Below are 757 nucleotides of genomic sequence, written 5' to 3'. Positions count from 1 at the left end.
TTTTATGGCTTCGAGCCAGTTTTTCTCGTAGAGAAAAACAAGAAAACCACCAGCTATGCTGGTGGCTGACAAGGCTTTGAGCTTCCATTTCTTTTTCCTGTTATAATCTAATTGTTCAGGTTAGATAAAGGAGGAAAAAGAAATGGCTAAAACCAGTTACAGTTTATCACATACCAAATGGATGTGCAAATATCACATAGTTTTCACACCTAAGTACCGTAGAAAATCCATTTACTACAAAATTAGACAGGACTTAATTGATATTTTCCGTCATCTATGTCGATACAAAGGCGTGGAAATCATTGAGGGACACATGATGCCAGACCATGTTCATATGCTTGTCTTGATACCCCCAAAACTTTCGATTTCCGATTTTATGGGGTATTTGAAAAGTAAAAGTGCTCTAATGATATTTGATAAACACGCTAATTTGAAATATAAGTATGGAAATCGAAAGTTTTGGGCTAGAGGCTACTATGTTAGTACCGTTGGGCTAAACGAAAAGACAGTTGCGAAATATATTCGCGAGCAGGAGAAAAATGACATTGCACTTGATAAATTGAGTGTCAAAGAGTATGAAGATCCATTTTCAGATGGCAGTTTTAGAACAAGATAAAAGCCCGTTGTTACGGGCATTAGTCAAGTAATTATAGCACTAACCTGAACGAAGTTCAGCGAACGTCTTTAGACGTCGCTGGAGAGAAACGGCTTACAGCCGGTGTACAAGCCACCCGTTTTCACGGGTGGTTATGACTAT

Annotated in this window: 1 protein-coding gene; it reads left to right on the top strand. The window is 38.4% G+C overall.

The features are described from left to right. Window positions 1-142 precede the first annotated feature (142 nt). On the top strand, window positions 143-616 hold the full coding sequence (gene tnpA / locus ODU55_RS11655) for an IS200/IS605 family transposase (RefSeq protein WP_044685873.1): 474 nt from the start codon (window positions 143-145) through the stop codon (window positions 614-616). The last annotated feature ends 141 nt before the right edge of the window (window positions 617-757 follow it).

The sequence above is a fragment of the Streptococcus sp. 2022WUSS037 genome (assembly GCF_044427225.1).
GTDB lineage: Bacteria > Bacillota > Bacilli > Lactobacillales > Streptococcaceae > Streptococcus.
Note: the sequence above shows the minus strand (reverse complement) of the source record. Positions and strands in the feature narration are given on the sequence as shown.

What these genes read in the sequence shown, in the direction of transcription:
- tnpA (WP_044685873.1), top strand. Translation starts at nt 143, where the DNA reads ATGGCTAAAACCAGTTACAGTTTATCACATACCAAATGGATGTGCAAA.